General features: G+C 61.7%; 20 protein-coding genes. 14 read left to right on the top strand and 6 right to left on the bottom strand.

Features of this window, described 5'->3' with window-relative positions:
- The first annotated feature begins 13 nt into the window (after positions 1–13).
- The 6 genes from QYQ99_RS00480 to QYQ99_RS00455 all read left to right on the top strand — a co-directional run bounded on the left by QYQ99_RS00480 (position 14) and on the right by QYQ99_RS00455 (position 6,453).
- Positions 14–523, top strand: a complete 510-nt coding sequence (locus QYQ99_RS00480) for a MaoC family dehydratase (protein WP_302090933.1) — start codon at positions 14–16, stop codon at positions 521–523.
- Positions 524–602: 79 nt separating this feature from the next.
- Positions 603–1,595, top strand: a complete 993-nt coding sequence (locus QYQ99_RS00475; RefSeq protein ID WP_302090932.1) for a Bug family tripartite tricarboxylate transporter substrate binding protein — start codon at positions 603–605, stop codon at positions 1,593–1,595.
- 14 nt (positions 1,596–1,609) lie between these two features.
- Positions 1,610–2,767: an acyl-CoA dehydrogenase family protein gene (locus tag QYQ99_RS00470; protein ID WP_053282154.1), complete on the top strand. Its 1,158-nt coding sequence runs from the start codon at positions 1,610–1,612 to the stop codon at positions 2,765–2,767.
- 14 nt (positions 2,768–2,781) lie between these two features.
- Entirely contained in the window at positions 2,782–3,819 is a 1,038-nt protein-coding gene (locus tag QYQ99_RS00465) for an acyl-CoA dehydrogenase family protein (RefSeq protein WP_302090931.1), read from the top strand.
- Positions 3,820–3,849: 30 nt separating this feature from the next.
- Complete coding sequence (locus tag QYQ99_RS00460) at positions 3,850–4,638, top strand: crotonase/enoyl-CoA hydratase family protein (RefSeq protein WP_053282152.1); 789 nt, start codon at positions 3,850–3,852, stop codon at positions 4,636–4,638.
- 264 nt (positions 4,639–4,902) lie between these two features.
- On the top strand, positions 4,903–6,453 hold the full coding sequence (locus tag QYQ99_RS00455; protein ID WP_053282234.1) for a methyl-accepting chemotaxis protein: 1,551 nt from the start codon (positions 4,903–4,905) through the stop codon (positions 6,451–6,453).
- A 183-nt stretch (positions 6,454–6,636) separates the two neighbouring features.
- Here QYQ99_RS00455 and QYQ99_RS00450 read toward each other — a convergent pair whose 3' ends face one another.
- Complete coding sequence (locus QYQ99_RS00450; RefSeq protein ID WP_302090930.1) at positions 6,637–8,850, bottom strand: AsmA family protein; 2,214 nt, start codon at positions 8,848–8,850, stop codon at positions 6,637–6,639.
- 283 nt (positions 8,851–9,133) lie between these two features.
- Positions 9,134–10,084, bottom strand: a complete 951-nt coding sequence (locus tag QYQ99_RS00445) for a LysR family transcriptional regulator (protein ID WP_302090929.1) — start codon at positions 10,082–10,084, stop codon at positions 9,134–9,136.
- 113 nt (positions 10,085–10,197) lie between these two features.
- On the opposite strand from QYQ99_RS00445, the gene QYQ99_RS00440 reads away from it, so the two are divergent.
- From QYQ99_RS00440 to QYQ99_RS00410, 7 genes are all read left to right on the top strand, one after another.
- A complete protein-coding gene (locus QYQ99_RS00440; RefSeq protein WP_302090928.1) occupies positions 10,198–11,313 on the top strand; it encodes an aryl-sulfate sulfotransferase in 1,116 nt (371 codons plus the stop codon).
- Between the two features lie 29 nt (positions 11,314–11,342).
- Positions 11,343–12,338: a Bug family tripartite tricarboxylate transporter substrate binding protein gene (locus QYQ99_RS00435; RefSeq protein WP_302090927.1), complete on the top strand. Its 996-nt coding sequence runs from the start codon at positions 11,343–11,345 to the stop codon at positions 12,336–12,338.
- Between the two features lie 148 nt (positions 12,339–12,486).
- Positions 12,487–13,404 carry a pseudouridine synthase gene (locus QYQ99_RS00430; protein WP_302090926.1) on the top strand — a complete coding sequence of 306 codons (918 nt, stop codon included), beginning with the start codon at positions 12,487–12,489 and terminating at the stop codon, positions 13,402–13,404.
- Between the two features lie 90 nt (positions 13,405–13,494).
- A complete protein-coding gene (locus QYQ99_RS00425; protein ID WP_302090925.1) occupies positions 13,495–14,043 on the top strand; it encodes a TetR/AcrR family transcriptional regulator in 549 nt (182 codons plus the stop codon).
- A 5-nt stretch (positions 14,044–14,048) separates the two neighbouring features.
- Positions 14,049–16,229, top strand: coding sequence for an MFS transporter (locus tag QYQ99_RS00420; protein ID WP_302090924.1), 2,181 nt, complete (start codon positions 14,049–14,051; stop codon positions 16,227–16,229).
- Between the two features lie 16 nt (positions 16,230–16,245).
- Entirely contained in the window at positions 16,246–17,469 is a 1,224-nt protein-coding gene (locus QYQ99_RS00415) for an HlyD family secretion protein (RefSeq protein WP_302090923.1), read from the top strand.
- Positions 17,466–18,914: an efflux transporter outer membrane subunit gene (locus QYQ99_RS00410; RefSeq protein ID WP_302090922.1), complete on the top strand. Its 1,449-nt coding sequence runs from the start codon at positions 17,466–17,468 to the stop codon at positions 18,912–18,914. Before QYQ99_RS00415 ends, QYQ99_RS00410 begins: the two co-directional genes overlap by 4 nt.
- 55 nt (positions 18,915–18,969) lie before the next feature.
- On the opposite strand, the gene QYQ99_RS00405 is transcribed toward QYQ99_RS00410, so the two are convergent.
- From QYQ99_RS00405 to QYQ99_RS00395, 3 genes are all read right to left on the bottom strand, one after another.
- On the bottom strand, positions 18,970–19,674 hold the full coding sequence (locus QYQ99_RS00405) for a ribosomal protein L7/L12 (RefSeq protein WP_302090921.1): 705 nt from the start codon (positions 19,672–19,674) through the stop codon (positions 18,970–18,972).
- A gap of 37 nt (positions 19,675–19,711) precedes the next feature.
- Positions 19,712–20,476 (bottom strand): YwqG family protein, encoded by a 765-nt coding sequence (locus QYQ99_RS00400; protein WP_302090920.1) that lies wholly within the window; start codon positions 20,474–20,476, stop codon positions 19,712–19,714.
- Positions 20,477–20,602: 126 nt separating this feature from the next.
- Positions 20,603–21,385 (bottom strand): type 1 glutamine amidotransferase, encoded by a 783-nt coding sequence (locus tag QYQ99_RS00395; protein WP_302090919.1) that lies wholly within the window; start codon positions 21,383–21,385, stop codon positions 20,603–20,605.
- 218 nt (positions 21,386–21,603) lie between these two features.
- On the opposite strand from QYQ99_RS00395, the gene QYQ99_RS00390 reads away from it, so the two are divergent.
- Positions 21,604–23,517 (top strand): potassium transporter Kup, encoded by a 1,914-nt coding sequence (locus tag QYQ99_RS00390; RefSeq protein ID WP_302090918.1) that lies wholly within the window; start codon positions 21,604–21,606, stop codon positions 23,515–23,517.
- 50 nt (positions 23,518–23,567) lie between these two features.
- Here the strand turns inward: QYQ99_RS00390 and QYQ99_RS00385 are convergent, their stop codons facing one another.
- Positions 23,568–23,897: a carboxymuconolactone decarboxylase family protein gene (locus QYQ99_RS00385; RefSeq protein ID WP_256630424.1), complete on the bottom strand. Its 330-nt coding sequence runs from the start codon at positions 23,895–23,897 to the stop codon at positions 23,568–23,570.
- Positions 23,898–24,041 lie beyond the last annotated feature (144 nt).

Genomic DNA, 24,041 nt, shown 5'->3' with positions numbered 1-24,041 from the left:
AAGCGGAGACAGAATGAACGCGAGCAATTTGATTTCTTCTACTGAAAACCGTGCCGCGGCGCTGACAGACACGCCGCGCATGGGCCAGGGTTTTGTCTGGCAGGACCTGCGAGTAGGCCAGCAACTGCGCACCTTTCGCCGTACGGTGACAGAGACCGATCTGGTCAATTTCATCAACACCACGGGCATGCTCGAGGCGATCTTCATCGAGGACGGCTACGACGGCGGCGCTATTCAGGGCCGCCCGGTGCCGGGCGCGCTCACCTATACCTTGATCGAAGGCTTCATCCTGCAAAGCATGATCCAGGGCACGGGTCTGGCCATGCTCGAGCTGCACCAGAAGATTCTGGCTCCTGTGGTGGTGGGCGACACCATCGAGGCGCTGGTCGAAGTGATCGACATCAAGCCAACGAGCAAGGGCGGTCGCGCGGTGCTGAGCTCGCGGATCGAGGTCTACAACCAGCGTCGGCAGCAGGTGATGGTCTATACCGCCGTGCGCCTGCTGGCCGGCCGTGGAGCTTAGGTCCGCGCTGCCGCGGATGCCGTTGCACCGGTGCGCACTTCCCTGTGCGCCTAGATGAGAGAACTACAGGAGACACAAGATGAGTTATCGATTTTCACGTCGCTCGTCGCTGCTCGCCGTTGCCGCGCCGGCCGTTGCCGCGCTGGCCGTATGTGGTGCGGCGCAGGCGCAGGACACCTGGCCCAGCAAGCCGATCACGCTGATCGTCCCTTTCCCGCCCGGCGGTCCGACGGACATGGTGGCACGGGTGCTGGCGCAGCAGCTAGGCCAGCAACTGGGGCAGTCGGTCATCGTGGACAACCGGCCTGGTGCCAACGGCAACATCGGCAATGCGCTGGTGGCCAAGGCACCGGCCGACGGCTATACCGTGCTCTACAACACCTCCTCGATCGCGCTCAGCTTGTCGCTCTACAAGAAGATGAGCTATGACGTGACCAGGGACCTGCGCCCGGTGGCCTTGACGGCGGTGGTGCCGCTGGGGCTTGTCGTCAATCCCAAGGTGCCTGCCAACACCGTGCAGGAGCTTGTGAAGTACGCACAGGACCACAAAGGCAAGCTCTCCTACGGCTCGGCTGGCAACGGAAATGTCACGCATCTGGCGGCTTTTCAGGTGGTGCAGCACTACAACATGGATGCAAGTCATGTGCCTTACAAAGGCAGTGCCCCTGCCGATGTTGATCTGGTGGCAGGCCAGATAGATTTCATGACCGACACCATCAATTCGGTGGCACCTTTCATCAAGGATGGCAGGCTTCGGCTGCTGGCCGTCAGCACGGCAGGGCGGATTCCCAATTTCCCGAATGCCCCTACGCTGGCCGAAAGCGGCATGGCCGGTTTCGAGGCCGGAGCCTGGCAAGGCGTGATGGTGCCCGCAAAAACACCTGTTGCAGTCGTGGAACGCCTGAATGCCGAGCTGATGCAGGCACTCAAGGACCCGGGTGTGCTGGAGAAGCTGCGCGTGCAGGGAGCGGAGCCGCTGGGGTCTACGCCCAAAGCGTATGGTGACTACATCCAGAGTGAAATCAAGCGCTGGGCTGGCGTTGTCAAAAGCACGGGCGTGTCCCTGGACTGAGAGAAAGCAAGACGATGACCATTCTCGATGGACTGAGCCTGACAGGCATCCCGCCCGAAGGTGAGGCACTGCGCGCCGAGGTGCGTGCTTTTCTGCAGGACGCAGTCAAAGACATTCCTGCGCATGTCCGCGCCAAATCCTGGAGCGGGTATGACCCGGCCCTCAGCCGCAAGCTGGGTGAAAAGGGCTGGATCGGCATGACCTTGCCCAAGGCTTATGGCGGTGGCGAGCGCAGCGCGTTCGCTCGCTATGTGCTGGTGGAGGAATGCTTGAACTACGGTGCGCCTGTGGGCTCGCACTGGATTGCCGACCGCCAGAGTGCGCCGCTGATCCTCAAATACGGTACGGAAGCGCAAAAGCAGTTCTACATTCCGAGAGTCTGCCGGGGCGAAGTATTTTTCTGTATCGGCATGAGCGAGCCCAATGCTGGTTCGGATCTGGCAAGCGTGAGGACAAGAGCGGTTCCCAACGAGCAGGGTTTTTTGCTCAATGGTCAGAAGATCTGGACCACCAACGCGCATCACTGCCAGTACATGATTGCTCTGGTGCGAACCTCCGGCAGTGCCGAGGACCGTCACCAGGGCTTGTCGCAAGTCATCGTGGATCTGGCATTGCCCGGTGTGACGGTGCGTCCCATCCAGGATCTATCGGGCGACAGCCATTTCTGCGAGGTCTTTTTCGAGAATGTGCAACTGTCTGCCGATGCATTGATCGGTGCCGAAGGTCAAGGCTGGGAACAGGCTACTGCCGAACTCGCTTTCGAGCGCAGCGGCCCGGAGCGCCTGTTCTCCAGCATCGTGCTGTTCGATCAATGGCTGCAGTATGCGCGCACGCCGCAGGGACGCACCGAGTCCGGCATGCGGCTTGCGGGAAAGGTGCTGACACAACTGGCACCGCTGCGCGCGATGTCGGTATCCGTGCAGCAGAAGCTGACTCAGGGAGCAAGTCCTGCTGTCGAAGCCGCGCTGGTCAAGGAATTGGGCACGACACTGGAGCAGATGATCCCGGCTGCCATTGCCGAGGAGCTGTTTGCCCGACCGGCCGAGGATGTTCCGGTGGAGCTGCTGCTGACGCTCAAGTACGTCACCGAAGCATCTCCCTCGTTTTCCTTGCGCGGTGGCACGCGTGACATTCTGCGCGGCATGATCGCCCGTGGCCTGGGTTTGCGCTGATCGGAGACAAGTTCATGAGCAATAACGATTTGTTTGCAGATGCCGCGCGCAAGGTGCTGGCAGACTGCTGCACCCCTCAGGTGATTCGTGGGATCGAGAGCGCTGGCAGCCGCTCAGTGGTCGTCGCCAGGCTATGGCAGAAGTTGGAGGAAACCGGTTTGGCCGATGCCTTGCTGGCCGAAGCAGAGGGCGGCGCCGGTCTGGGCCTGGGCGAGATGTTTGGAGTGCTGGAGCAATGTGGTGCCCACGCCCTGCCTCTGCCTCTGGGAGGGACCATGCTAGCTCGGGCTTTGTTGGCGCAGGCGAATATGGCCTGCCCGGCTGGCAGCATCGCGCTGGCGCAGGGTGCGGTGCAGGTAGATGGCGGGTTGCATTGCGCGCTGGTGCGAGGCGGGCAAGTCGCGGACTCGGTGCTGGTTCAAGTGCAAGAAGAAGCCGGGGTCTGGCATCTGCTGAGCGTGTCACAGGCTAGGCTTGCGCCGCACGCTCTGGCGCTGGACGCATCGCTGAGCTGGTCATCAGAGCAGTTGCGGGCCGCCGGCGTCATCCGCCCCGGGCCGCAATTCGATGCCCGGAGCCTGCAGGCCGCCGTGGTGGCCGCGCAAATGGCGGGGGCCATGCGCGAGGTGTTCCAGCGTAGCTTGCAATATGCGAACGAGCGTCAGCAGTTTGGACGTGCTATCGGGAAGTTCCAGGCGATCCAGCACCAGTTGGCAGTCATGAGCGAGCATGTTTTTGCCGCCCGCATGGCGGCCCAGCTCGGTTGCAGCGGTGACGGCATCGTGCCCGACAGTTTGCGTGTGGCGGTCGCCAAGGCTCGCTGCAGCGAGGCGGCTCCGGTGGTCACGGAGCTTGCGCATGCGATTCATGGCGCGATTGGCTTCACAGAGGAATATGACCTGCAGCTGTTTACCCGCAGATTGCATGCATGGCGCCTGACGGCCGGCAGCGAAGGCTATTGGCAGGCATTGGCCGGACAGGCCCTGATGACGCATGAGGGCATGACACTGGATCTGATTCGACGGATCACCGATGTCGAGGTCCTGGCTTGAAGCAACTCAACAACGACGGAGACCTGGAACATGGCATTTCTGAACATTGAACGCGATGGCGGTATCTTGACCGTCACCATGAATCAGCGCGAGACCCGCAATGCGCTGACCGGCAATACGGCGGTGGCGGAATTCGTGCAGCTCTGCGCAGAAGTGCGCCAGGACGCGAGCGTGAAGGTGCTGATCCTCACCGGGGCCGGGCCCATTTTCAGCTCCGGCGGCAATGTCAAGGACATGAAGCGCTATTTCGACGATGCACTCACGCCGGACCTGATTCGCGAGGAATATCGCCAGGGCATTCAGCAGATTCCGAATGCCCTCTACCAGCTGGATGTTCCCGTGATCTGCGCCGTCAACGGACCGGCCATTGGCGCAGGTCTGGATCTGAGCTGCATGTGCGATATCCGGATTGCCTCGGAGAATGCCAGCTTCGCGGAAAGCTTTGTGCGCGTGGGCATTGTTCCTGGTGATGGTGGGGCCTGGTTGCTACCGCGTGTGGTCGGCCTGTCTAAGGCCAGCGAAATGGCTTTCACGGGTGAGGCGATCAGCGCGGCCCAGGCCCTGGCCTGCGGTCTCGTGAGCCAGGTGGTGGCGGCCGACGAGCTGCTGCCGGCTGCCAGGGCATTGGCGCTCAAGATTGCGGCCAATCCGGGCGTGGTGATGCGCATGACCAAGCGCTTGCTGCGCGAGGGCCAAAACTCCACTTTGGCATCGCTGCTGGAAATGTCGGCAGGCTATCAGGCGATAGCCCATAAGACTGCGGATCATCGCGAGGCCGTGACGGCTTTTATCGAGAAGCGCGCGCCACGTTTCGCCTAAGTAGGCTCGAGCGCAGACACGCCAAAGTGAGCATTTCGCGTCACTTTGGCGTTTTTTGCGTAGATAAAGGCCTTTTGCTGCGCCGGCAGAGGCCGGGGTCGCTCAATCCAGGGGCGTAAACGCTAGATAATACTAATTACATTGTGTTGCGAATTGCGCTAAGCGAGTGACGCGGCAAGCTGCATTGCCGGATCGGCCCCCATTTCATGTATCGGAGTGGCTGCTTTGCCGGCTATTTACTTTTATATGGAATGGATGAAAGCGATGAGATTGACCAAGCTGAACATTGGTGCCCGACTGGGCCTGGGGTTCGCAGTGGTGTTGGCGTTTGCTGTGGTGATCACGGTTATCGGCATCTGGCAGCTGCACTTGGTGGGCAAGGCCACGCAGCAGATGATGCAGGAGCCGCTGACCAAGGAGCGCCTGATCAGCGACTGGAACAGCAATGTCAGCGTGGCCGTGGCGCGCACCACAGCCATCGCCAAGAGCAGCGACGCAAGTCTGGTGCAGTTTCTGGCGGCGGATGCGGCCGCCACCACCAAGAGCACGGCCAATGTGCTCAAGCAGATCGAGCCCCTGATATCCGAGCCTGCGGAGCGCGAGATCCTGGACAGGGTCATGCAGGTGCGAAAGACCTATATCGCCAGCCGCGACAAGGTCAGCCAGCTCAAGGCCGACGGCATGGCCGAAGAGGCTGAGTCCACGCTGATCAACAGCTATGTACCGGCCGCCCAGGGTTATCTGAAGCTCTTGGGAGAGCTGCTGAATCTGCAGCGCGCCAGCCTCGACGCCAAGGCGGCAGAGGTGGAGCAGATCGAGAGCAGCAGCAGGACGTACTTTCTGGTTCTGGCCTTGCTGGCCCTGGCCATCGGCACCGTCAGCGCCTGGCGTCTTACGCAAGGCATCACTGCTCCGCTCAAGCATGCTGTCGGCGTGGCCCGCCGCGTCGCCGATGGTGATCTCACGGCACAGATCCAAGTCAACAGCAGCGATGAAACCGGGCAGCTCATGCAGGCCTTGCACGATATGAATGCCAGCCTGGATAGGCTGGTGGGACAGGTGCGTCAGGGCACGGACAGCATTGCCACAGCGTCGGGCCAGATTGCAGCGGGCAACCATGACCTGTCTGCGCGCACGGAAGAGCAGGCCAGCTCCTTGCAGCAGACGGCTGCATCCATGGAGCAGCTGACTTCCACCGTCAAGCAAAATGCCGATAACGCCAGTCAGGCCAATCAGCTCGCCCTGTCGGCCTCCGATGTGGCCGTCAAAGGAGGTATGGTGGTGTCGCAGGTGGTGGAGACCATGGGCGCCATCAGCCACTCATCGCGCAAGATCTCCGACATCATCGGCGTGATCGACAGCATTGCCTTTCAGACCAATATCCTGGCGCTGAACGCCGCCGTGGAAGCGGCCCGTGCCGGTGAACAAGGCCGTGGCTTTGCTGTCGTGGCATCGGAAGTGCGCTCTCTGGCCGGTCGCAGCGCTGAAGCAGCCAAGGAAATCAAGCTGCTGATCCAGGCGTCGGTCACCAAGGTGGAAGAGGGCAGTGAGCAGGTCAGCCAGGCCGGTCAGACCATGGACGAAATCGTCAGCAGCGTGCAGCGCGTGACGGACATCATGGGCGAGATCACTGCCGCCAGCCAAGAACAGACCAGCGGCATCGAGCAGATCAACCGTGCCGTGGCCGAGATGGATCTGGTGACCCAGCAGAATGCGGCCTTGGTGGAAGAGTCCACGGCTGCAGCCCAATCCATGCAGCAGCAGACCAGTGATCTGTCACGGATGGTCAGCGTCTTCCGCCTCAAGAGCGCCTGATTCCGTGACGCTGCCGCAATCCGGGCTGAAGGGCTTGCGGTTGCCGCTTCTGCTTTGCTGATCTCCGAGACATGAAATATGGTGTGAGGCACTTCCGCCATATTCCGTCCGGGCGGCTGCCTGCATTCTTTGCAGTGTGCCAGGACTAGATGCTGAGATCGGGCTGTGAGCTGCTTGCCCGTATTAGCGGTTGCGTACTTGAGCCAGCAACTGCTTGCAGTTCACATCGTCGTCAGCGGCAGGTACGGTCAGCGGTACCAAAGCCAGTGCCGCTGGTGCAAAAACGGCAGCAGCCACTGCAGCTCCGGCGCGGGCTGCCAGTGGGCCGGGCTCCAGGCCCACATCGGGCTTGGGAAAGCTGCCGCGCACATAAAGTGGCGTGCGCAACGAAAAGAACTTCCACTTCAGCGATTCGGGGACGATGCGCAGATTGAGCTGTTCCTGCGCCAGATTGATCTCGCCCGTGGCCTCAACAACGGCTTCTGTGGTGGCCAGCTTGGCCATGCGTGGGCGGGCAATGCCTTGTTGCACATTGAAGTCGGCCACGGCACAGCGCAGCTGAACTTCCTTGTCGCTGCCAAACAGCTTGGCGATGACAATGGAGCCTACGTTCAGCCCCGCCAGGTCCAGCAGTTGCGCGCTGAAAGTGCCATCGCGTACAAACAGGCGTAGCGAGCCATTGCCCGTGCCCAGCCACTGTGCCAGCGACTCGCCCTGTCCGGTGAGCGCGACTGCGCCATCGAGCCGGCCCAGGCTTTTTTTCATCTTTTCAATCGTGGGAAACAGGGCGGAGAGCTTGAGCGACTGCACCTGTGCGTTGAGTTTGGCAGCAACGGGCTTGGCATGGCTGTCCACGCTCGCATCGATATTCAGCGAGCCTTCGGCGAGGCCGAACTTCAGTGGCGAGAGGGTGAGTCTGCCGTTGTCCAGCAGCGCATGCACGCTGAGGTTTTGCAGGGGCAGAGCTTCGGGCCGCAGAATATGGCTGCTTTCATAGCGCAGGTCGAGATCCATCTTGTCCCAGTTATCGGTCTGGAACCGGACTTGTGGCAGTACCTTGCCGTTGACGGGTTGGGGCTTGTCGGGGCTGCTGGACGGGGCTGCGCCTATGACCGGTCCCAGATCCACCAGTCGCAGTTGTTTGGAGTGCAGCTGTGCCGTCAGCTTTGGCCGAGGCTGGGCGGAGCGGTATTGGAGATCGCCACGCAAATCGCTCTGACCCAGCTTGCCCTGAAACTTTTCGTACTGCCAGACGGCCTTGCCCGGCGCTAGGCTGCCGATCAGACGGCCGTTGGTCTCGAACGGCGGAGTGGCGGGCAGCAGCAAGCCGCTGAGCTCGAACAGATCGGCCATGCTCTTGCCGCGCACCTGAACTTGAAAGTCCAGTCCATCCAGTGCCTTGGGATTATCGAGGATCCCCTCCGCAAAGGCTTGCAGGCTGCCGGCCCTGGCCGATATGCGCAGCGGAAAGCGCAGCCTGTCGTGGCGCAGATCCAGTACCGGTCCCGCCAGACCCTGGGCCTGAATTTGCGCGCGGCTCTTGCCTTGGTGCAGATAGCCAGCGAGGCCAAAGCGCAGGCCATAAGGTTGATCAGCATTGACCGGTCTACGCAGCGTGTCGATACGGGCGCGCACGGCCATGTTCTTGATGGCGTCGGACCAGCCCAGAACGCCGTCGCTGATGCGCAGCTGGCCTATGTCAAAACTCCACTTCGGTCCGCTGCTTGCGGGCTTGTCAAATGTCCAGTTGTTCTCGCCCTTGTCGTTGCGGGCCAGCACCATATCCGGAGCCTGCAACAGCAAGGAGTCGAGTTGCACATGGCGCGCCAATAGTGGCCAAAGGCGCAGGCTGGCCGTTGCTTTTGCTGCGGTGATCATGGTGCGGGCATCGCGCTCGGGCGGTTGCCGGCCGGCATCGGCAATGGCGTCCTCGTCATCTGAAGCCGTCTTTTTTTCGTTCGCTGCCTGGCCTTGCCCGGGCAGGCGACCGGTGTTGAGTTCCTTGGGCGCCGCAGGCAATACCGGCTGTTTGCCATCGGATTTTTCAGGAGCTTGATGAACCAGCCAGCCCTCTGGCTGCGAAAGCGTCAGGTCGCTGGCATGTACCACCACGCCGGGCACCCAGTGACGCCAGCCGGTATCGAGAGGCTGTGGCCAGGTCCACTGCAGTTGCAGATCGCCATTGATGGCGAATTCGCGGCCCGTGGAAGTGCTGACTTTTTCATTGATCCATGGCTTGAGCTTGTTCCAGTCCATGAAGGCAATCAGCAGTGCCGCCGCCAGAATCAAGGCCAGCAGCAGCGCCATCGCAAGGGCTGACCAGCGCAGCCAGTGACGTGTCAGGCGCGAATGTGCAGGAGCGGATTCAGGGGCTGAAGTGCTGGTGGGATCGACCATGGCTGTTGCATCCTTTTTTGCCACATGCTATTGCGCATACGTGAAATGCCTCGTCATCCAATTGCCTAATGCATGTATGCCCGCATGCAATGAGCTCAGACTTTGCGACCGAGCCGGGAAACGATGCTGCAGCTGGAAGAGTTCTGTTGCTGCGAATGCAAACATCTGCAGCAATGACTGCGGTGCTTCATGAAGTGCTGCGAAGTGTTGCTCCATTGTGCAAAGTCATTCCGCTCGGCGTTGAGGTGCCAGTGCCTATCCGGTGCCTGCCGATTCCATGCTGTTAAACGGCAAGATTGCCGATGGACCAGGAAACACCGGTATCAAAGTTTGCCTTCAACTCGTCCGCTGCATGTTCCAGCTCGGTCAGGAACATTTCCATTGCGGCCGCCATCGCATAGCCGGTGCGCTGATAAGCGCAGCTGTGCAGCAGCGAACCGGCATCGTGCAACGCACGCCAGCTAAGACGCTCAGCGGCGATGTCTTCCGCCACATTGTCCGGCAGCATGAAGGCAAGTGCCTGGCCGCTTGCCACCAGGCGCCGGGCCATGGGGATGCTGCTGGTTTCCACCAGCGGCTGGATCCGGTTCAGTGCACCGTCGCCCAGACGCTCGAGCATGCTGCGCAACTCCATGTCGGGAGTCATCATGATCAGCGGATAGGCCAGGCAGTCACGCAGGCGTAGCAGTCGAGGCCGCATGCGCAGAGGGTGTCCAGGAGCCATCACCACGCCCAAGGGCTGGGCCCAGGAGCGCATTTCCTCGACACCGGCAGGAGGCGTTCGGCGCAGGCAGTAGGCCACATCGATCTCGCCCTGAGCCACATGGCGCAGCAGCTCTTCACCGATTCCGGCACGCACGCTGAAGGTGATATCGGGATAGCTGTGATGCATTGCGGCAATTACCTGGGGCACGAGGTATTCGGCCGTCGCGTGGGGTACACCCACGCTTACATGCCCGTGCCGCAAGGCATTCAGGTCTTCGACCTGGGCAAGAGCATTGTCAAAGTCGCGCTGGCTTCGCCTGACTGCTGCCAGCACGATCTCGCCGGCCACCGTCAGCTGCATGCCTCTGGGCAGCCGGTCGAACAGAGGCTGACCCACCTGCGCTTCGAGATTGAGGATTTGCTGGTTGACCGCTGCTGCGGTCAGGTGCAGGGTCGCCGAGGCCTTGCGCACCGAACCTCGGCGCGCCACCTCGTCAAAGCATCGAAAAGCCTGAGAAATCGCTGGCATGTCCTGAGTGTAAAGTTTTATCTGACACCTCTTAAAAAACAAACAGCTATTCCTGACGCTGACGAACTTCTAGAGTGGCAGCCATCAATCCCTTCTGTCACAGAAAGAACCCCATGGCTACCACCGTTGACCAGGTCACCCAACGCCGACGCGGCACAGGTCTTATCGCTTATGACAGCGCTCTGAGCGCCGGCGGCTACACATTGATCGCTCCCCAGACGGCCGACGGGCATGTCTACCTCATAGATATCCACGGTCAGGTGGCTCATGAGTGGAAGCTGCCCGTGCGCGCCGGCCGCCATGCGGTCATCCTGCCTAACGGCAATCTGGGCTACAACGGCAACCACCGTGAATCGCCGGACCTCTATGCGCCATGGTCCATGTGGCACGGCGGTGATTTTTACGAGGTCAGGCCAGACGGACAGGTGGTCTGGCGCTATGAAGACCCGACACACCACCATGACGCACAGTGGTTGCCCAATGGCCATTTGCTCTATGCAGCCTGCGCCCCTGTCCCCCCCGGCTTTGCCGAAAAGGTGCCCGGGGGCACGTCCCTTGGCGCAGCCGAGGTGATGTATGGCGATGTGATCCGGGAAGTGGACCGAGCGGGTAGATTGGTCTGGGAGTGGAAGGCCTGGGAGCATCTGGAGCCTGAGGACTTTCCCATTCATCCCGGCTTTGGCCGCTATCACTGGCCTTTGGTCAACGGCCTTGGGCTTGCTGCTGGCGGAACGGTGCTGATGAGTCTGCGCACTACCTCGGGGATCATTGGAGTGGACAAATCCAGCGGCAGGGTAAAGCTGCATATCCCGCCATCGGTGGTCTCGCACCAGCATGCTCCGGTTCCACTGGCGAACGGCCATGTCCTGACCTTCGATAACGGCAACTTCCGCGCGGGAGCACATGTGGCTTTCTCGCGTGTGCTGGAAATAGATCCTGTCTCCACCAAGATCGTGTGGAGCTACCAGGATGAGATGGTCAACGCCTTCTACACCGCCTTCATGGGCAGCGCGCAGCGGTTGTGGAACGGCAACACGCACATCACGGAGTCGGCCACCGGGCGCCTGTTTGAGGTGACACCGCAAGGCGAGGTGGTTTGGGAGTTCATCCTGCCCTGGTTTGGCGAGTATCCCGATGCCGCTGCACGACGCACAGGCCCGGGGCGCTTGAACACGGTGTTCCAGACATGGCGCTACCAGGCAGAACAACTGCCTTGGCTGTCCCGCTGAGCCACTCCAGATCCAGCAGAAAGATCAACATGCAAATACGACGCAGACAGTTTGCAGTCTGGGCGCTGGGCGCTCCGCTGCTGCAGCAGCTATCACTGGCAAGCCAGGCGGCTGCCCAGCCCTGGCCTGCCCAGGCACTGACGGTGGTGGTTCCCTTCGCGCCCGGAGGCAGTGTGGATGTGGCCGCCAGGCTGGTGATGCCGCGTCTGGCAGAGCGTCTGGGCCAGCCCGTGATTATCGAGAATATGGTCGGCGCATCGGGGACTATTGCCACGCAGCGTGTTATCAAGGCCAGGCCCGACGGCTACACCTTGCTCTTCGGTGTGGCCAGCTCGGTGCTGGTCGCGCCCATGATCTCGCCGGCAAAGTTTCGCTACGACGGCTTGCACGAGTTGAAACCCGTGGCACCTGTAGCTTCTTCGGTGTTTGCGCTTGTCGCCCGCCCGGGTCTTGCTGCAGGCAGTGCGGACGATCTCATTGAACTTGCGCGTCAGAAACCGGGGCGACTGACCCTGGGCACCGATGGCATCGGCACCAGCTTGCACCTTACGGGGGAGCTGATTCAACAGATGTCCGGTATCGATCTGGTGCATGTTCCCTACAGGTCTGGTCCACAGGTGCTTACCGAGCTGGCAGGCAGCCAGATCGACCTCGCCGTGCTGCCTGTTGCGCTGGCTCAACCGTTTGTGCTGGAGGGCAAGGTCAAGGCACTGGGCGTGACATCCCGCCAGCGCCTGGCCACGCTGCCCCAAACGCCAAGTCTTTCAGAGACACCGGCCCTTCGCAATCTGGAGGTCGAGGCCTGGCAAGGCTTGCTGGCTCCCACTCATACGGATGCCCGTATCGTCAAGCGTCTGGCCGATGAAATCGCGGTCTTGCAAGCGGACTTCGAGATGGCCAGAAAGCTGACGGAAGCCGGCTTCAAGCCCATGCGAATGGGGCATCCCCAGTTTCTGGCCTATCTGGAGCAGGAGAAAAGAGTTCTGGAGAACACCATTCGCAAAGCGAATATCCGAACGGATTAGCCGGCGCGAAGTCGCATCACTGTCTGGCAAGTGCGCGGGCGGTCACAGATCCGGCAGCAGCTGGTCGGGGTATTCATGACGCCCCGAGCTCAGGGGCCCATGCCGCCATGAGCGCCAGGAATCGAGTCAGCCACTAAAATCCCGCGCCATGCATAACTCCCACGATCCCAAGGTTCTGCCCGTGCGCGATGGCGTCAGCCCTAGTTGTGTGGTGTTGCCATCACAGGGTGCAGGCCTGTTGATCGACTTCTTGTGCGAACGCCTGCCCGCTGTGGGGCGTGCAGGCTGGCTGCGCCGCATGGCAGTCGGTCAAGTGGTCAGCGAAACCGGAGAGATGGCGGGTCCGGATGCTGCCTTCATGCCGGGGCTGCGCTATTACTACTATCGCGAGCAGGAAGGCGAGCCAGAGATTCCGTTTGCGGCTGAAGTCATCCATCGCGATGCGCATCTGCTCGTCGCCGACAAGCCGCATTTTCTGCCTGTGGTGCCCGCCGGCCAGTATCTGCAGAACACGCTGCTGGTCAGGCTCAAGCGCGAGTTCGATCTGCCCGAGCTGTCGCCGATTCATCGCATCGACCGCGACACTGCGGGGCTGGTGGTGTTTTCGGTGCAACGCGCCACACGCGGTATCTACCAGGGGTTGTTCAGGGACAGGGCCATTCACAAGGTCTATGAGGCCGTGGCGGCTTACCGCGCACAGCTGAGCTTTCCGCGCGAGCATGCGAGTCGCCTGGAGGAGAGCGGGCATTTCTTTCGCATGCATGAGGTCGCGGGCGAGCCCAATAGCCGAACCCTGATGGACATCATCGAGCACAACAGTGCCTGGGCGCGCTACCGGCTCAGTCCTGTTTCGGGCAAGCGCCATCAGCTGCGTGTGCATATGGCGGCGCTGGGTCTGCCGCTCAGGGGTGATGCCTTCTATCCCGTAGTCAACGACCCGGAGCCGGGCGACTATTCCAATCCCTTGCAGTTGCTGGCACGCAGCCTGACCTTCGATGATCCCTTGACCGGACAACGCCGCGAATTCACCAGCCGGCGCAGCCTGCAGGCGCTGCCGCAAGACTGAGTCTGGCTGCGCATTGCCCGACCCTGACCAGGGAAGGGGAAACGTTGGGTGCTGCCAATTATCGGACAAAACTGTCCGATAATTGGCGCCATGTCCACCACCCGTCCTCCATCCGCCGAACGCCGTGCCCAGTTGCTGGACGCTGCCGATGCCGTGTTTGCCGAGCATGGCGTGACCGCACCACTGGATCTCATCGTCGAGCGTGCCCAGGTGGGCCGTGCCACGCTGTATCGCCAGTTTCCGGACCGTCGTGCCATCATGCTGGCGCTGCTGGAGCGCTCGGTCGAGAAGACCCGGGACGCTGCCATCGCCTGGTGCGACGACGACCAGGCTTTCTTCAAGCTGCTGGCTCTGGTGGGCGAGCGCATCGCTGTCTCCGCCACGCTGGTGGACTACTGGCGTACGGTGGACCAGAGCGATGCAGAGGTCATCCATGCGCGCCAGCAAATGTGGCTGGTGTTCGAAGAGCCCATGAAGCGTGCTGTGGCCAAGGGCCTGTGCAAGCAGGCCTTGAATGCCAAGGATCTGTCCCTGGTGTTCGGCATGCTGGGCGGTGCCCTGCGTGGCGAGACTACTGCCCAGCGTAAACAACTGGCGCGTCGCGCCCTGCAAATCATTCTGGACGGAATCAAGGCCTGAGGTGTATGAGTCAAGCTGCAGCACAAGCCACGGGGGCTCAAGCCAATCAAGAAGGCCCGAAACCTCCCAGCAGCCAGGCTTCAGCACCTCCAGCGATTGCGCAGGGGCCCGTCATCCTGCTGCGCCGCCCGCCGGACTGGGCCGAGCATGAAAAGCCCGCGCTGCCCGGCTCGCCGGCCATGCCCCATCACGAGCCCTGGATTCGCGTCTGCTACGGGCTGATTGCAGTCTTGGTCGGGCTGACAGGTGGCCTGGGCAATGCCTTGTTCACAGCCAATCTGCCCACGATTCAGGGACAGTTGGGGTTGACGGCGGTCGAGACCGCCTGGCTGACGGGCGCCTACGTCATGTTCAATATGACGGCCAATCTGCTGGTCTACAAATTCCGCCAGCAGTTCGGCATGCGCCTGTTCACCGAGATCGGCCTGGGTTGCTACGCTGCGCTCAGCGTGCTGCACCTGCTGCTGGGCAGCTATGACAGCCTGATCCTGCTGCGCGCTGCCAGCGGACTGGCAGCAGCGACCTGCTCGTCGCTGAGCACGCTCTACATGCTGCAGGCCGCACCACGCACCTATGTGCTCAAGATGCTGGTGATCGGCGTGGGCGTGGGCCAGCTGGCCACGCCGCTGGCCTGGATTCTGTCGCCGGGTCTGCTCTATAACAGCGAGTGGCACAACCTCTATCTGTTTGAAGCAGGCCTGGCACTGATGTCCTTTGCTGCTGTGGTGCTGCTCAAGTTGCCATCGGGCTTGTACATCAGGACTTTCGAGAAGCTGGACTTCGTCACTTTCTGCCTGATGGTGCCGGGCCTGGGCCTGTTGATTGCTGTGCTGGTCCAGGGCTACTCGCGTTGGTGGTTCGATACGCCGGGGCTGGCCTGGATGCTGGTGGCCGCGATCGCGCTGCTCAGCGTCGCGCTTTACATCGAGCACCATCGCGTCAACCCCATGTTCCACACGCGCTGGTTCGCGCAGATGCCGACGATTCGTTTTGTGATCGGTGCTATCTTGCTGCGCTTTCTCACAGCCGAGCAAAGCTACGGCGTGGTGGGGCTGATGCGCACGCTGGGCATGACGTCCGATCAGATGCAGCCACTATTCATGGTGATTCTGCTTGGAACGCTTATAGGGGTTGCGCTGTCTGCTATTACTTTCGGTGTTCCCAATATGGGCAAGCAGATTGTGGTGGCGATTGCGCTGTTTGCCGTGGCAGCGGTTCTCGATCACCACCGCAGCAGCGTGGACCGGCCTTCGGATTTTTTCTTCAGCCAGTTTCTGCTGGCGGTGGGCTCGGGCGTCTTCATGGGCCCGCTGATGTTGACCGGAATCATCCAGGGACTGAAGTTCGGCGCCAACCACATGCTCACCGCCGTGGTCACCATTTCCATGACCCAGGCCATGGGCGGCTTGCTGGGTTCGGCCTTGCTGAGCACTTACCAGACCTACCGTGAGCAGATCTACTCCGTGGCCCTGGTGGCGCAGATAGAACCGACCAACCCCGTGGTGGCCGAGCGGCTCAAGATACAGAACCAGGTCTACGGCAAGGTGACGCCCGATCCCGCCATGCGCGCCAACCAGGGAGTGCTGCAGCTGTCGCAAATCGTGCGGCGCGAGGCCAATGTACGGGCCTATAACGATGTGTTTGCGCTGACGGCCGCCATCGCCTTGCTGTATCTGCTCTGGAGCCTGGGTGCCTCGGCGCGCGTGCGCCAGGCTGCCGCCATGGTGCGCGCCATGACACGGCAAAGCGGCAACCAGGTGGCGGCAGCAGCCGGGACCGACGGCACGCCCCAGCGCGCACCTTCGGTGGCACCGGTCGCAGAGCCCGAGGCAGCGAGCGCTCATGAGCCGAATGCATCGCAGCGCGTTACGGTGGTGGTGAAGCCCACGGCCACCGATGCCTATGGCGATGTGGAGGAGGGTGCTCAGATCGAGTCCGCCAGTCCGGCGCGGACCGTGGTGATCGAAGGCGCGCAGGCCCGGCGCCTTGCTGCCGCCGCGCAGGCCGCCGAGACCCGTGAGCAGGCAGTACTGGCCAGCCGCGACCCTCTGCAGGACAACACCCAGGCGCTCGATCTCGAGGCCGAGCTGGAGCAGGAAATCGACAAGGACGTCCGCAGCAGCCCTGCGGCCGGCGATGGCGGCCGGGATGGCTCTGCTCCCCCGGCAAGGAACTCAAACCCATAACAGCAAGAGATTGAGCATGAGCGACAGTCAACAACCCCATTCCCCCGCCGCCTCTGCGGCGACAGCAGCCCCTTCACCTGCTGCAGCCTTGCCTCCCACGCCCAAGAAGATCAAGCCTTCCTTGCGCAGCGTACTCGTCATGCTGGTGGTGGCCGTGGCAGGCATGCTGCTCGTGCTGCGGGCCTGGAATCTGTGGCCCTTCAACAGCTCGGTGGTGACCACGGACAATGCCTATGTGCGCGGCGCCGTCACCGTGCTGGCACCGCAGGTCAATGGCTATGTGACCGAGGTGCTGGTCAAGGACTACGAGCAGGTCAAGGCCGGCCAGCCGCTGGTGCGCATCGATAGCCGCAGCTATGAAGCGGCCGTCGCCCAGGCGCAGGCGCAACTGGCCAATGCACAGGCGCAGCTGAGCAATTCCGAACAGACACAGGCCCAGAACCGTGCCACGCTGAGCGCCAGCCGCGCCGGTCTGGCAGCCGTGGAGGCGGAGGCTCAGCGTTCGCAGGCGGAGCTCAAGCGTGTGCAGGAGCTGGCCGAGCGAGGCTCCGTTTCTCTGAACGAGCGCGACAAGGTGCGTGCTACCTCGCGCCTGGCCGCGACCAACGTGGCCAAGGCCCAGGCCGACATCGCGATCAATCAGGAAAAGATCAAGGCTACGACCGTAGGCCGTGACTCTCTCAAGGCTCAGGTGCAGATGGCCGAAGCGATGCTGCGTCAGGCCCAGATCAATCTGGACAACACCGTGGTCCATGCGCCCAGCGACGGACAGGTCAGCGAGGTATCGGTGCGCAAGGGCCAGTACGTGGCGGCCGGTACGCAGCTCATGTATGTGGTGCCGCCCACTTACTGGGTGGTGGCCAACTACAAGGAAACCCAGACCTCCCGGGTGCAGATCGGCCAGCTCGTGAGCTTCAGCGTGGACGCGTTGGGCGGCTTGCGCCTCAAGGGCCATGTGCTGGAGATTGCGCCGGCCACGGGCTCGGAGTTCAGCGTGCTCAAGGCCGACAACGCCACGGGCAATTTCACCAAGGTCGTCCAGCGTCTGCCCATCAAGATTGCCATCGACGAGGGCCAGGCCGACGCGGCGCGCCTGCGCCCCGGCATGTCGGTCATCGTGCGCCTCGATACTGCGCAAAAAAAAGAGCATTCAGCGCAGACCCCTCAAACGATTGAGGCCGATCTGGCTCAAAAATCTCAAGAGCCCGCAGCTTCCGCATCCGAACAGGCCAAGCCATGAAGAACGCTTTCCATATCGTGCGTGCCTTGCCCCTGGCGCTTGCATTGCTGATGGCCGGCTGCAGCGTGCCCCGTCTGACCCGGGCCCCCGACAGCGCCCGGCCCGCAGTGCCTGCCAACTGGAGCACGGATCAGGCCGTAAGCGGCGCCGATGCTGTCCAGGCCGGCTGGTGGCAGGCTTTTGGTGATGCGCAGCTGAGCAGCTGGGTGGAGCTGGCGCTTGTGCGCAACAACGATGTGCTCACCGCCCTCGCTCGGGTGGAGGAGGCGCGCGCGAATCTCGATGTGGCCGGGTCCGCCGCCGCACCGCAGCTGTCGCTCAGTGCACCGGGCTTGGCCAACCGCAGCCTGAGCGCGCGAACCGGTCAGATGGTGCATGTGCGCTCGGCCCAGCCCGTGCTGCAAGCGAGCTGGGAGCTGGATCTCTGGGATCGTCTGGGCAGTCTGAGCCGGGTTGCCGATCAGCGCCTGCAGGCCAGCCAGGCGGATCGTGACGCAGTACGTCTGACGGTGGCCGCGACCGTGGCGCAGGCCTATATCGCTTTGCGTTCACTGCAGGCCCAGCTGGCCGTGGCCGAGGACACGGTGAAGTCGCGTGAGGACGCTGTGCGCCTGCTCACCGATCAGGTGCGTGTGGGCTATATCTCGCAGCTGCAGCAAAGCCAGGCGCTGGCCGAGCTGGAAAGCGTGCGGCAATCGGTGCAGCAGCTGTCTCTGGCGCTGCAGCGCCAGCGCATAGCGCTGCTGCAACTGGTGGGCGGCAGCGGTGATGACCAGGCACAGGCCTTGGAACGCTCCACCTTGAGCGACCATGTCAGGCTCGAGTCCATGAGCTTGCCCGCTATGCCTGCACCGGGCTTGCCATCGGGCTTGCTGGAACGTCGCCCCGATATTGCACGCGCCCAGCTGCTGCTGGCAGCCAGCGACAGCAATCTTGCGGCACAGCGTGCGGCCTTTTTGCCCCAGGTGAGCCTGAGTGCGAACTTCGGCAGCCTGTTCATCAACGCACTGGATTACAACCCGGCCCGAGTCTGGTCGCTGGGCGGCAGCATTCTGGCGCCACTGTTCAACGGCGGTCGCCTGCAGGGCCAGTTCGATGCAGCATCTGCCCAGCGCGATCAGGCGGCCTACGCCTATCGCGGCGTGGTCATCAAGGCCTTTGGCGATGTGGAAACAGCGCTGGTCAGCTCACAGCAGCTGCAAGCGCAGTGGGAGCATGCCAAGGAACGCGAAAAAGTGCTGGGTCGTACCCTGGGCTTTGCCAAGGATCGCTATGAGGCCGGCTACGCCAGCTATCTGGAGGAACTGGATGCCCAGCGCAATCTGTTTGCCGTGCAGCAGGAAGTGCTGCGCCTGCGTCAGAACCAGCTGGAAAACGCCGTGGCGCTGTACCAGGCGCTAGGTGGCGGCTGGCAGTTGGCCGATACGGCCGCACCGCAAGCTTGAGTTCGAGCCGAAAGATCCTGAAAAGTGAGCTTTCTTCGCTTGTCTGCTAGGGGTTTCAAGGCATCTTGAAGTAGTACCAAAGGCCGGCGGCAGCCAGTGCCAGCACCAGCAGCCACAGATACCGGCCTTGTCCTCTGGGGACTTCGCCCGGTGATGGCGCTCCGGGCTGAAATCTGTTTGGGACGCTGGCCTGCACCGATTGCCGTTGCAGAATCTGCCAGTCCAGCGCAATGCCATCCATCGCCGCATCGATATGGTCCTTGGCCTGGGCCAGACCCAGGCCTGTGGCGTCGCGCAGCAGCTTGATGGCTTCGACCTTGTTGCCGCGTGCCATGGCGTCTTCCACCTTGGCCCTGGTCTCAGCGGGCACTGCGTTCGCGCCGGACATCAACGCCTCTAGGGCCTGTGCATGATCGCCGCTCACGGTGACGTTGGCGGTGGTCTTGCCATTGACGGTGGTGGTGATGGTCTTGATGGAGGTGAAGGAGCTGCCGGGCGCGATGTCTGCCCGATTCAGCTGGTCCAGCAGCAAAGTCGCATCTTTCATGCCCAGTTTTTCCAGCTGCTCGCGCAACTGCTGCATGGCCTGTGTCTGCTCTGTTGCGCCATGCTGGACAAAGTCCGGCTTGTCGCTGGCTTCCAGCAGGTCTTTGGCCTCCTTCAGACCCAGCCCGCATTGCTCGCGCAGCTGTTTGATGGCTTCGATCTTGTGACCGTTTTGCCAGTGCTTGAGGATCTCGGGTGGAATCTGTGTGGGCATGAGCTGCTCTTCATGGTTGTGGTTGTTGAACCAGGCGTCAGCCGCAGTCCACCTGCAGATGGCCGAAGTCCCAGGTGCGCAGCCTTGCATCCTCGATAAAGGCCATGAGCCGTGCGCCGTCCTGCCAGCACCAGTGGAATTCCTCGTGCGACTGCAGCGTCAGTAGCGAGCGCCAGTGCGAGCCGCCAGGGCAATCCTCGGCGTCGGGCGTGGGATCGTAACCGAGGCTGTCCCAGGAGGGGCGGCCCAGCAGATAGTCGCGAGGCAGATCGCCGCTTTCCTCAAGCCCATGGAGCCAGTCCTGGAGCTCATCGAAGTCCACTGGCCAGTCCTTGCGCAGCTCCTCGTGACGAGGAAGGTCGATGCCGTTTTCAAACTGCAGCGCACGGCTGTCCGTGACCCACTGATGGGGAGCCTGGATTTCATGCATGCCGCTGAGGTCCGGCCAGTAAAAAGCCTTGAGATAGTCCTGGTCGCGCCAGAAGATGGCGTCGTTCTCGTCAAAGCCGTGGAATAGCGACAGCAGGCCGCTGGGCGGCAGCTCTGCTGGGCGACCGGGTCCGTCGGGGAGCTCGGCAAAGTTGATCTGTCCGACAAACAGGTAGTGACCGTCCGGATGCTCAGGCCAGACAAAGCCCGCAGGCACCATGGGCTGGCCGCCAAAGCGGCTTTGCAGGGGCGTGCCTATGGTGTGGCCCAGGCGAATGGCCACGGCGGGCAGGGCCAGATTCAGGAAGTATTGCTTGTGCGCCTTCAGCAGCGGCGAGGCATCCAGGTGTTTTTCAAGCGTTGTGAAGTCCATGAAGCTTGGAGCAGTGAGTTTGCAGGCCATTCTGACCCAGACAGCGGCCGGGCTTTGCCAGAGACCGTCCGCTAGATGCAATAAATCGTCTGTTCATGGCATTCCTGGACTCTGATGCTTGCAAATTCATAGCTGCATGCGAAGGTATGCATTGGACTTGAGGCGAAATCGGCTCAAAGTTTCCGAGGAATTGCTGCACGAAACCGAAACCGGCCTGTCCAACTGATCGGTCCATGCCTTGTAGGTACGCAGTGCCATGGCATGCAGCTGGTCTATGCGTTGCGGCAGGCGGTCCAGGATCTGGGCCTCGCTCTGGACGGCCGGGCCCCGGGCCTGCAGCAGCTCATCGTGGCCCTCGCCGCACCATTGACGCACGCTGTCTGCGGTCACTTCCAGATGGCCTTGAAACGCCCATTGCCGCCCGTGGACAAAGCCTTTGTTCAGGCAATGCTGACCGTACATGGTGCGCCTGGCGGCCGTTGGAATGTCGAAAGTGTCGTAATGCCAGTTGAAGATGATGGCTTGCTCGGGCAGGTTCATCAGTTGCTGGGCGCTGGGGGTGATGCGGACTTCGCTCCAGCCGATATTCGCGCAGGGGTTGCGCCAGACGCCTGCGCCCATGGCGCGGGCCAGCATTTGCGCGCCAAAGCAGTGGCCCAGCACGGGGATATCGTACTGCAGGGCACTTTGAAGCAGGCAGCGCTCTTCATCGATCCAGAGCAACTGCTCGTTGGCGCAATGGTTGCTGCCCAGCACGATGATGCCGCGATAGTCGCGCGCATTGGCCGGGGCCGCGCCTTCGGCACAGGGATCTATCAGCACATGGGCAATGTCTTGCTGGCGCAGATGGTCGAGCAGGATGCCGGGGCCTTGCGATGCTTCATGCTGGAGGATGGCGACAGGCTTCATGGGAGGCGGGCTTGAAGGGCAAGCCGGTTGTTGCGAAGCCTTGAATCTAGAAAATCAGGCGTCAAGCCCCGGTATGGATTGTGGCTGCTGCTATCAAGATTACATAAAGAAAGACAGCTCGTTCCGGCGTCATCCAGGCTTTCCAATTTCCCTCAGCGTGCCATACTGAGCTGCCGCAGCCCGGCTGCGGTGGCCTTTATCACTGCAAAATCATGGCTATGTCACAAAGCAAAAACGGGCTTCAGGGGGCTGGGAATACGGGGCAGGGCAGCAGCCAGTCGGCACTGACATTGGCGGCTTTGGGCGTGGTGTTCGGCGATATCGGCACCAGCCCGCTCTATGCGTTCAAGGAGGCTTTTACCGGCACACATGGGCTGACGGTGGGCCCCGAGAATGTGCTGGCCGCGCTCTCGGCCCTGCTGTGGGCCGTGATCGTCATCGTCGCCATCAAATATGTGTGGGTGGTGCTCAGCCACGATAACGATGGAGAGGGCGGTGTGTTGGCGCTGACGGCGCTGGCCCACCGCGTGATGGGCGATCAGTCTCGCCGCTCGCGCTTTGTGGTCGGGGCCGGCGTGTTTGCGGCTGCACTGTTCTATGGCGATGCCATCATCACGCCGGCGATTTCCGTGCTCTCTGCCGTGGAGGGCATGAGCATTGCCACGCCGGAGTTCGAGCATTTCATCGTACCTATCACGATAGGCATTCTGATCGGACTGTTTTCCATTCAGATGAAGGGCACCAGCGTGGTGGGGAGACTGTTCGGCCCGGTCACCATTGTCTGGTTCCTCTGCATCGCCTGGGCCGGCGTGGCCAGCATTGTGCAGACGCCCATGGTGCTGCAGGCCGTCAACCCGCTGCATGCACTTCGCTTCGCCGTGCAACACACAGACAAGGCCTTCTTCCTGCTGTCGGCCGTGTTTCTGGCCATGACAGGTGCCGAGGCCCTTTATGCCGATATGGGCCACTTCGGCAGCCGGGCCGTGCGTCTGGGCTGGTATGGGCTGGTGTTCCCGGCTCTGATGCTCAATTACTTCGGCCAGGGCGCGTTGCTGTTGCGCGATGCGACTGCGGCCAGCAATCCCTTCTTTTTACTGGCTTCGCCTTCCTGGTTGCTTATTTTTGTCGTGCTGGCAACGGCTGCCACGGTGATTGCCTCGCAGGCAACCATCTCGGGGGCTTATTCCATGACGTTGCAGGCCAGTCGTCTGGGGTATTTGCCGCGTGTGCGTGTATTGCACACCTCCGATCAGGAGCAGGGGCAGATCTATATTCCCAGCGTGAACTGGTTGATGCTGCTGGCCGTGATCGCGCTGGTGCTGGCCTTCAAGTCCTCGGGGGCATTGGCTGCGGCCTATGGCATTGCCGTGTCGGGCACCATGCTGATCACCACCATGCTGGTGGGCTTTGTGGTCTATCTGGGGCGCAGCCGCGCAAGAGTCGTCACATTAGCAGCGTTGGCCTGTTTTGCGGTGCTGGAGATAGGTTTTTTTGCATCCAACCTGACCAAGCTGGAGCAGGGCGGCTGGCTGCCGCTGACGCTAGGCGCCATCATCTTCATCGCGCTGACGACCTGGCGCGACGGCACCCAACTGGTGGCCGAACATCGCCGTCGCCTCGATATTCCCATGAGCGATCTGATGAGCTCGCCCATGAGCGGCGTGCCGGTGGTCTCCGGCACTGCGGTCTATCTGACTTCCGATCCCAAGCTGGTGCCGAACGCGCTGTTCCACAATCTCAAGCATTTCAAGGTCATGCACGAGCAAACGGTGTTTCTCCACGTGATCAACGAGAACATACCCTATGTGCATGATGGCGAGCGCCTGCAACTGAAGCCTATGTGCAATGGGGTCTGGGCACTGGACATGCATTTCGGCTTTCGCGAGCAGCCTGATATTCCGGCGGCGCTCCAGCGGCTGACACCGGATGCCGATGGTGAAATACCAAATCTGGACCCCATGTCGACCAGCTTTTTTGTTGCCAGGGTGCAGGTTGTGGATGGGCCCGGCGGTCTCTCTGCCTGGCGTTGTGCACTGTTTGGCTGGATGTCCCGCCAGTCGGCCAGCGCGGCGACTTATTACAAGCTGCCAGCCAACCAGGTGGTCGAGCTGGGCACGCAGGTTGTACTTTGAAGGGCAGGGATGGCAAGCCTGCCAAGCGCTGGCTGGTATCTTTTAGAAGATTACTCGTCCAAAGCGTCCAGAGCGCGGGCCGAGTAGACCATGGCGGCGCCCGCATTCAGGGCCACGGCTACACCCAGGGCTTCTGCAATTTCTTCCCGGCTGGCACCGGCCGCCTTGGCGGCCTTGGTATGCACGGCGATACAGCCGTCGCAGCGCGTGGTCACCCCCACGGCAATGGCAATCAGCTCGCGTGTTTTGGCATCGAGATGACCGGTCTTCTTGCCCGCGCCGGACAAGGCCTTGTAGCCCTCCATGGTGCCTGGACTCAACTCGGAAAACTCTCCCAGCCTGCCTGCCAATTCCTTGCGGTATTCGTTCCAGTCCAGCATTGCCAGCTCCTTGTTGAATGAAGCTTTGATTGTGTGCCACTGTCATCGGGCATTCAAGCTGCAAGCGTTTCGTCCGCTGATCAGCAATCATTGGTCGGATGAATCTGCAGGGATTTATGAGCTGTATGAAAATACAGGTCGTAT

It is taken from the genome of Comamonas testosteroni, assembly GCF_030505195.1.
GTDB lineage: Bacteria > Pseudomonadota > Gammaproteobacteria > Burkholderiales > Burkholderiaceae_C > Comamonas > Comamonas testosteroni_G.
This window is presented reverse-complemented; position numbering and strand designations above follow the sequence as displayed.

Coding starts and splice junctions, on each gene's coding strand:
- QYQ99_RS00480 (WP_302090933.1), top strand. CDS start 14: ATGAACGCGAGCAATTTGATTTCTTCTACTGAAAACCGTGCCGCGGCG.
- QYQ99_RS00475 (WP_302090932.1), top strand. CDS start 603: ATGAGTTATCGATTTTCACGTCGCTCGTCGCTGCTCGCCGTTGCCGCG.
- QYQ99_RS00470 (WP_053282154.1), top strand. CDS start 1,610: ATGACCATTCTCGATGGACTGAGCCTGACAGGCATCCCGCCCGAAGGT.
- QYQ99_RS00465 (WP_302090931.1), top strand. CDS start 2,782: ATGAGCAATAACGATTTGTTTGCAGATGCCGCGCGCAAGGTGCTGGCA.
- QYQ99_RS00460 (WP_053282152.1), top strand. CDS start 3,850: ATGGCATTTCTGAACATTGAACGCGATGGCGGTATCTTGACCGTCACC.
- QYQ99_RS00455 (WP_053282234.1), top strand. CDS start 4,903: ATGAGATTGACCAAGCTGAACATTGGTGCCCGACTGGGCCTGGGGTTC.
- QYQ99_RS00450 (WP_302090930.1), bottom strand. CDS start 8,850: ATGGTCGATCCCACCAGCACTTCAGCCCCTGAATCCGCTCCTGCACAT.
- QYQ99_RS00445 (WP_302090929.1), bottom strand. CDS start 10,084: ATGCCAGCGATTTCTCAGGCTTTTCGATGCTTTGACGAGGTGGCGCGC.
- QYQ99_RS00440 (WP_302090928.1), top strand. CDS start 10,198: ATGGCTACCACCGTTGACCAGGTCACCCAACGCCGACGCGGCACAGGT.
- QYQ99_RS00435 (WP_302090927.1), top strand. CDS start 11,343: ATGCAAATACGACGCAGACAGTTTGCAGTCTGGGCGCTGGGCGCTCCG.
- QYQ99_RS00430 (WP_302090926.1), top strand. CDS start 12,487: ATGCATAACTCCCACGATCCCAAGGTTCTGCCCGTGCGCGATGGCGTC.
- QYQ99_RS00425 (WP_302090925.1), top strand. CDS start 13,495: ATGTCCACCACCCGTCCTCCATCCGCCGAACGCCGTGCCCAGTTGCTG.
- QYQ99_RS00420 (WP_302090924.1), top strand. CDS start 14,049: ATGAGTCAAGCTGCAGCACAAGCCACGGGGGCTCAAGCCAATCAAGAA.
- QYQ99_RS00415 (WP_302090923.1), top strand. CDS start 16,246: ATGAGCGACAGTCAACAACCCCATTCCCCCGCCGCCTCTGCGGCGACA.
- QYQ99_RS00410 (WP_302090922.1), top strand. CDS start 17,466: ATGAAGAACGCTTTCCATATCGTGCGTGCCTTGCCCCTGGCGCTTGCA.
- QYQ99_RS00405 (WP_302090921.1), bottom strand. CDS start 19,674: ATGCCCACACAGATTCCACCCGAGATCCTCAAGCACTGGCAAAACGGT.
- QYQ99_RS00400 (WP_302090920.1), bottom strand. CDS start 20,476: ATGGACTTCACAACGCTTGAAAAACACCTGGATGCCTCGCCGCTGCTG.
- QYQ99_RS00395 (WP_302090919.1), bottom strand. CDS start 21,385: ATGAAGCCTGTCGCCATCCTCCAGCATGAAGCATCGCAAGGCCCCGGC.
- QYQ99_RS00390 (WP_302090918.1), top strand. CDS start 21,604: ATGTCACAAAGCAAAAACGGGCTTCAGGGGGCTGGGAATACGGGGCAG.
- QYQ99_RS00385 (WP_256630424.1), bottom strand. CDS start 23,897: ATGCTGGACTGGAACGAATACCGCAAGGAATTGGCAGGCAGGCTGGGA.